General features: G+C 75.2%; 5 protein-coding genes. 3 read left to right on the forward strand and 2 right to left on the reverse strand.

Annotated features, from left to right (window positions below):
- Nucleotides 1-51: 51 nt before the first annotated feature.
- The gene (locus AB0L40_RS14125) at nucleotides 52-1,353 is read right to left on the reverse strand and encodes a hypothetical protein (protein WP_364355308.1); all 1,302 of its coding nucleotides are present in this window, start codon (nucleotides 1,351-1,353) and stop codon (nucleotides 52-54) included.
- A gap of 119 nt (nucleotides 1,354-1,472) precedes the next feature.
- The gene (locus tag AB0L40_RS14130) at nucleotides 1,473-3,116 is read right to left on the reverse strand and encodes a fatty acyl-CoA synthetase (RefSeq protein ID WP_364355311.1); all 1,644 of its coding nucleotides are present in this window, start codon (nucleotides 3,114-3,116) and stop codon (nucleotides 1,473-1,475) included.
- A 151-nt stretch (nucleotides 3,117-3,267) separates the two neighbouring features.
- Between AB0L40_RS14130 and mnmA the strand changes: the two genes are divergently transcribed.
- The 3 genes from mnmA (at nucleotide 3,268) to AB0L40_RS14145 (ending at nucleotide 6,846) form a co-directional block, all read left to right on the forward strand.
- Complete coding sequence (mnmA, locus tag AB0L40_RS14135) at nucleotides 3,268-4,695, forward strand: tRNA 2-thiouridine(34) synthase MnmA (RefSeq protein WP_364355314.1); 1,428 nt, start codon at nucleotides 3,268-3,270, stop codon at nucleotides 4,693-4,695.
- A gap of 150 nt (nucleotides 4,696-4,845) precedes the next feature.
- Nucleotides 4,846-6,021: an MsnO8 family LLM class oxidoreductase gene (locus AB0L40_RS14140; RefSeq protein ID WP_364355317.1), complete on the forward strand. Its 1,176-nt coding sequence runs from the start codon at nucleotides 4,846-4,848 to the stop codon at nucleotides 6,019-6,021.
- Nucleotides 6,022-6,033: 12 nt separating this feature from the next.
- Nucleotides 6,034-6,846, forward strand: coding sequence for a hypothetical protein (locus AB0L40_RS14145; protein WP_364355320.1), 813 nt, complete (start codon nucleotides 6,034-6,036; stop codon nucleotides 6,844-6,846).
- The last annotated feature ends 83 nt before the right edge of the window (nucleotides 6,847-6,929 follow it).

The raw sequence follows: 6,929 nt of genomic DNA on the forward strand, positions 1-6,929 counted from the left end.
GCGCGGCGCCAGGGGGATCCGGCCGCCCTCGGACCTCGCCGGCCCGGCGGTTCATGCCACGCGGACGGCCGCGCCCTCGACGACCCCGTCGCCGGTCCCGCCGGCCGCGGGCAGCGCGCCGCGCGGCCGCAGCCACCGGCGCACGTGCGCATAGACCCGCGCGTGGTGCAGCAGGGCGAGGTGATCGATGCCGCCGAGGATCACGACGTCGTCCTCCTCGAACGCCAGCCGGCGCTCGCCGCGGGCCCGGGACGCGGCGCTGGACGGCGTCACGAGCAGGTCGCCCAGGACGTTGGCCGCGAGCCAGGACTCCGGGTCCCGCGCCATCGTCGTGCCGACGGCGTGGTGACGGACGCCCTCCAGCAGCGGCACGTGGGTGCCGCGCTCGCCCCACGGCCAGCGGTCGACCGGCAGCGGCAGGTCGTCGAGGACGATCGCGCCGTCGCGCAGGTCGAGGACGCCGTCGCTGCGCAGCTCGAGCAGGTCGGCGAAGAGGCGGGTCTCGGGCAGCAGACCCGCGGCCCAGTGCACGGTCGCGGCGGCGCGCTCCAGGTTCGCGCCCAGGTGCGGGGCCCCCAGCGTCACGACGTCGTTCAGCGGCTCCAGCCAGCCGTGGCCGGTGTCGGCACCGACGGCGCAGGCGCTGCGGCAGACGAGGCCGCCCATCGAGTGACCGATGAGCGCCAGGTCACGGACGCCGCCGGGCCAGGCGGCGACGAGGCGCTCCAGCAGGCTCGCGAGCTCGGCCCCGTTCTGCGGGATCCGGCGCCCGCTGTTGTAGCGCAGGGAGACCACGTCGTACCCGAGGTCGCGGTGCAGGCGGCGCGCGTAGTACGCCTCGTCGTCCCCGCCGCGCTCCCAGGCGGCGTCGGTCATGCAGAGCCCGTGCACCAGGACGGCGACGCGCCCGCTCGGGAGCGGGAACGCGCGGCGCAGGTCGGCGGGCTCGAGGAGGACGTCGCGGCCGGCGACGCGGGCGGTCATCCGCAGCGCCAGCGGGCTGTCCTCGGCGGCGAAGCGCGAGCCGAACGCGCCGCCCAGCGCCCCGAGCAGCGCGTCGCCGAGGGGCCGGTCGGTCAGAGCCGGCAGGTCGTGGTCGGCCGGGCGGACGACGGCGGCGGAACGGGCGGCGCCCCGCAGCGCCAGGCCGCCGATCCCGCGGACGGCGGCGTAGACCCCGTCGGCGATCCCGTCGTGGACGCGCCCGACGGTCGTCGCCGTGGGACCGAGGACCGAGGTCGCGCCGAAGACGCGCCGGGCGATCGTCCGGTGGGTGGCCTGCACGTGGCCGACGCCGCCCTGGAAGGCTCGGGCGGCCGTCTCGCCGACGGCCTCGAGCTCGTCGCTCCTCATGCCGGTCCTCCGGTGTGCGCGTGGTCCAGCATCTCGGTGCACGATCGTACACCGATGCTCCGACCGGGTCGCGGGGCCGCTTCGCCGGACGCTTCACCACCCCGCCGGCTCCGCCCCGCTCAGCGCGGCCCCGGCACCTCGGACGCGACGTCCGCGAACCGCTCGCGCAGGTCGCGCTTGAGGATCTTGCCGCTGGCGTTCTTCGGCAGCGCGTCGACGACCCGGAACGCCTTGGGGACCTTGAAGCCCGCGAGCCGCTCGCGGCAGAACGCCCGCAGGGTCTCCGCGTCGACCTCGGCGCCCTCGCGGGGGACGACGACGGCGAGGACGCACTCGATCCACTCAGGGTGCGCGAGCCCGACGACCGCGACCTCGGCGATCGCCTCGTGCGCGTAGATCGCCTCCTCGACCTCGCGCGAGGCGACGTTCTCGCCGCCCGTCTTGATCATGTCCTTGATGCGGTCGACGACGGTGATGTAGCCCTCGTCGTCGGCGATGCCGAGGTCGCCCGAGTGGAACCAGCCGCCGGCGAACGCCGCGGCGGTGCGGTCCGGGGCGTCGAGGTAGCCGTGGATCGCGTGCGGGCTGCGCAGGACGATCTCGCCGACCTCGCCGGTGGGCCGCTCACTCCCGTCCGGGGCGGCGATGCGTGCCTCCACGTTCAGGGCCGCGCGGCCGGCGGACCCGGCCTTGCGCAGTTGGTCCTCCGGGCGCAGGACGGTCGACAGCGGCGCCATCTCCGTCTGGCCGTAGAAGTTCCACAGCCGCAGCTCCGGCCGGCGACGCGACAGCTCCTTGAGGACCTCGACGGGCATGATCGCCGCGCCGTAGTAGCCCTTCGCCAGCGTCGAGAGGTCGCGTCGGTCGAAGTCCGGGTGACGCAGGAGGCCGATCCAGATCGTCGGCGGGGCGAAGAACATCGTCGCGCCGTGCTCCTCGATCGTCGCCAGCACGCTCGCCGGGTCGGGGGCGGGGAGGATCACGCTCGTCATGCCGAGCTGGATCGCCGGCAGCAGGAAGACGTGCTGCTGGGCGACGTGGAAGAGCGGCAGCGCGTGGACCTGCACGTCGGCGGCGGCCATCTCGCCGTCGACCATGCACGTGGAGTAGTTGGCGATCAGCGCCTCGTGCGAGAGGACCGCGCCTTTCGGCCGGGACTCGGTGCCGGACGTGTACATCACCTGAGCGGGCGCGTCGGACGCCACGAGCGGGTCCGGGACCGGCGCCCCCGTGTCCTCCAGCAGCACCTCGAAGGGCTCCCAGTGGCCCCGCGCACCGTCGGCGTCGATCACGGCGCGGACCCGCAGCCGGCCGGCCGCACCGGCGACGTCGACCGCCTCGTCGGCGGCGCCGAGCAGCGCGTCCTGGGCCAGCAGGCCGACGGCGCCGGAGTGCTCCAGCACGTAGCCGACCTCCGCGCCGCCGAGCATGAAGTTGACGGGGACGAGGACCGCCCCGGCGCGCGCGACGCCGAAGATCGCCTGCACGTACGGCAGGCCGTTGCGGGCCAGCAGGGCGATCCGGTCGCCCGGCCCGATGCCGCGCGCGGCCAGCGCCGCGGCGATGCGGTCGGCGTCGGCGTCCAGCTGCGCGTACGTCCGGCCGCGCGGATCGGGGACCCCGGCCTCGACCACGGCGGTGCGGTCCGGGAACCGCCGCGCCGACCGGTGCAGGAGGTCGGCGAGGGTCTGCCGGCGCGCCCGGGCGACGGTGTCCTCCAGGTCGGACGAGGCGGCGGTCGTGGGGGCGGCGGGCGAGCTCATCGGCGCCATCCTCGCAGGGCCCGGGGCCCCCGCGGGCCGGATCCGGACGGCCGTTGGTGCGTGCGCCGTACCCGTCCCGCGGACGCCCGACCGTCCGGTCGTGCGCCCCCATCCGTAGGGCTTCCGACGGTCACGCCGGTACCCTTCACGGGTGGCTGATTGGCGCTACGAGGAGCACCTGCGCTCGCCCGTCGGGCTGGCGGAGCTCCCGCCCACGGGGTACGACGGCGTCGCCGGAGGCGCGGCGTGCGGCGACCTCGTGCGCGTGGTCGTCGGCATCGACGGCGACCGCGTCGCGTCCGCGGGCTTCGTGGCCGAGGGCTGCGGCGCCCTGACCGTCTGCGGCTCGGTGGCGTGCGAGCTGCTCGAGGGCGCGACGATCCGCGACGCCGCGCGCATCTCGATCGACGCGCTGGCGGAGGAGGTCGGCGGCCTGCACCCCGGCAAGCGCCACGCCGCCGAGCTCGTCGTCGACGCCCTGCACCGGGCCCTCGGCTCTGCCGTGGCCGCGGAGGCGTCACCCGGCGACGAGGATCCGCGCGGCACGCTGGTCGCGATGAGCGGCGGGGTCGACTCGGCCGTCGCCGCCCTGAAGGCCGGCCCCGACGCCGTCGCCGTGACGCTCGAGCTCTGGCGCGACCCGGCCAACGACGCCGAGTCGTCCTGCTGCTCGCACTCCGCCGTCCGCCGCGCCCGCGACCTCGCCCACCGGATGGGCATGCCGCACCTGACGCTCGACCTGCGCGACGCGTTCCGCGACGGCGTCGTCACCCCGTGGATCGAGGACCACCGCAACGGCCTGACGCCGAACCCGTGCGTGCGCTGCAACGGCAACGTGCGCCTGGACGCGATGCTCGGTCTCGCCGACCGGCTCGGCTGCGCGACGCTGACGACCGGCCACTACGCCCGGACGACCGACGACGGCCTGCTGCGCCTGGCGGTCGACCCGGGCAAGGACCAGGCGTACATGCTGAGCGGCCTCCGGCCGTCCTCGATCGCGCGGATGCGGTTCCCGCTCGGGGCGCTGCTGAAGCCCCAGGTCCGCGCGCTGGCGGAGGAGGCCGATCTCCCCGTCGCCCGCACCCCCGACTCCCAGGACCTCTGCTTCCTCGCCGGCACGGGCCGCTCCGAGTTCCTCGCGCGCCACGGCGGCCTGGTCGACAAGCCCGGCCCGATCCGCGACGCCGAGACCGGCCGCACCCTCGGCGAGCACCAGGGCGCCCACCTCTACACGCTGGGCCAGCGCCGCGGCCTGGGCGTCGGCGGCGGTACCCCGCGCTACGTCGTGGCCACGGACGTGAAGACGAACGTCGTCACCGTGGGCCCCAAGGAGCTGCTGATGACGGACCAGGTGACGCTGACCGACGTCGTCCTGCACGTCGAGCCCTGGCGGGTCGACGCCGTGAAGCTCCGCTACCGCCAGCAGCCCCGTCGCGCCCGGATCGTCGCGTCGCCCGACGTGGGGGAGACGGGCCCGGGCGCGCTGGTGCTCGAGGAGCCGCTGCTCCAGGCCGCTCCGGGCCAGACGGCGATGCTGCTCGACGGCGACGTCGTCGTCGGCAGCGCGACGATGGCCTGAGGCCGGCGCTCCGACGAGCGCGGCCGGCGCCGGCCGCCCACGTGGCGCAAGGCGCGAGGCCGACCCGCCGACCCGGACATCGGGCGGTCCCCACGGGAGGGCCGGGCCGGCTCGCTACGGTCGGACCATGTCCCGTCCCGGAGCACGCCGATGAAGGTCTCGATCGTGGAGCTGGGAACCGTGCGGCCTGGTGAGACCGAGGTCGACGGCCTCGCCGACGCCGTCGTGACCGCCCGGCACGCCGACGCCCTGGGCTTCCACCGCGTGTGGTTCGCCGAGCACCACCTCGCGTCGTCCAACGCCTCGCACCACCCGGAGCTGCTGATCGCGGCCGCCGGAGCGGTCACCCGTGGCATCCGCGTCGGGTCCGGGTCGGTGCTGCTGAACCACTACAGCCCGTTCAAGGTCGCCGAGATGTTCCAGCAGCTCGAGGCGATGTACCCGGGCCGCGTCGACCTCGGGATGGGGCGCGCCACGAGCGGGCAGGTCATCGACCTGGCGCTCCAGCCCGACCGGGCGTCCCGGCCGGTCGACGACCACCGCGAGCGCGTGTCCGAGGTGCTCGCGTGGCTGTACGAGCGCTTCCCGGACGGTCACCCGTTCGCCGGCCACCCGCTGATGCCGTCGGTTCCGCACGTCCCGCAGACGTGGCCGCTCGGGTCCAGCTCGCAGGGGCCGGCGCTCGCCGGCGAGCTGGGCCTCGGCTACGCGTTCGCGGGCTTCATCCACCCGCTGTTGGCGACCGACGCGCTGCAGGAGTACCGGCGGGCGTTCCGGCCCCGCGGCTTCGACGCGGAGCACCCGCGGGCGATGCTCGCCGTGAACGTCGCGATGGGGGAGGACGACGCCGACGGCGACCGGCTCGCCCTGTCGGCCAAGGGCTTCTACGCCCGCCTGATGCGCGGGGGCATCGGGGCGACGATGCCGACGCCGGAGCAGGCGCTGCGCGAGCTGGCCCCGGCCCAGCGCGACGAGCCCACGACCATCGTCGGCGACCGCTGGCCGCGCTTCGTCGCCGGCGGCCCCGAGCGCGTGCGGGCGACCCTGGAGCAGATGCTCGAGGCGAGCGGTGCCGACGAGCTGATGTGCCAGAACCTGATCGCGGCCCCGGAGGACCGGCGGGGGTCCCATGCGCGGATCGCGGCGGCGTTCGGGCTGGAGGCCGGCAGGACGACGAGACGGATCGGCCCACCGGGCGCCGCTGACGTTGACGGTTGTCTACGCCATCTAGCCTCTGAACTGAGGCCATCTCTTATCCGTATGCTTTGCGGCGGGCGGCCCTCAGCCGGAGTAGCGTGCGCCTCGAACCGCTCGTGGAGGCGTTAGGAGGCGCGGAGCATGGCCTACGACGAGACCACCTTCCGCCGGCCTGGTGACGAAGACACCCCGACCGACCCGGCGGCGTACCGGCGCCGGGTGCAGTACGACGACACCGCCGGCACGACTCTCGACCAGTCGTTGCGGGCGCCGGTGACCACGGGCGCCGTTCCCGTCGTGGAGGACGACCGGGACCGGCTCGGTATCCACCTCGGCTGGGAGGTGGTGCTGCTGGTCGCCGCGGGTGTCATCGGCTTCCTGCTGTTCCGCGAGGATTCCGCCGCGTTGCAGCGACCCGCCCTCGACACGCTGCTCGTCACCGGCGCCGCGATCGGGCTGCTCACCCTCGGCGCCGGGCTGAGCCTGCGGGCCGGCGTGCCGAACCTCGCCGTCGGTCCGATCGCCCTGGCCGCGTCCCTGCAGTACGCGGAGAACAGCGACAAGGGTGTGCTCGAGGCGCTCGTCCCGGCCCTGATCATCGCCGCGGCCGGTGGTGTCGTGGTCGCCATCCTGGTGGCCGGCCTGCACGTGCCGGCCTGGGCGACCACGCTGGCGGCCGGGTTCGCGGTGATCGTCTACGTGCAGTTGCGGGTCGCTCCGGTCCAGGTGCAGGGCGACTGGGACCCGACCGACCAGGCGTTCCTGCTGTTCGGCGGGTTCGCTCTGCTGGCCGTCCTGGGTGCCGGGCTGGGCGCGATCGGCCCGGTGCGGCGGTTCGTCGGCCGGCAGCGGGCCGCCGGTGATCCGGCCCGCCGGCGGGGAGCCATGGCGGCCGTACCGGTCGTGATCGGGCTCGTGCTCTCGTCACTCTTCGCGGTCGGCGCCGGCCCTTGATCGGGAAGCCGAGCAGGTCGACGTTCCCGGACAGGTCCGCCAGCCGCTTGCCCTTGCACGGCGACGACGGGTCGTCCTTCAGG

The organism is Patulibacter sp. NPDC049589 (genome assembly GCF_040675535.1).
Lineage (GTDB): Bacteria > Actinomycetota > Thermoleophilia > Solirubrobacterales > Solirubrobacteraceae > Patulibacter.

Coding starts and splice junctions, on each gene's coding strand:
- AB0L40_RS14145 (WP_364355320.1), top strand. CDS start 6,034: ATGGCCTACGACGAGACCACCTTCCGCCGGCCTGGTGACGAAGACACC.
- AB0L40_RS14130 (WP_364355311.1), bottom strand. CDS start 3,116: ATGAGCTCGCCCGCCGCCCCCACGACCGCCGCCTCGTCCGACCTGGAG.
- AB0L40_RS14125 (WP_364355308.1), bottom strand. CDS start 1,353: ATGAGGAGCGACGAGCTCGAGGCCGTCGGCGAGACGGCCGCCCGAGCC.
- AB0L40_RS14140 (WP_364355317.1), top strand. CDS start 4,846: ATGAAGGTCTCGATCGTGGAGCTGGGAACCGTGCGGCCTGGTGAGACC.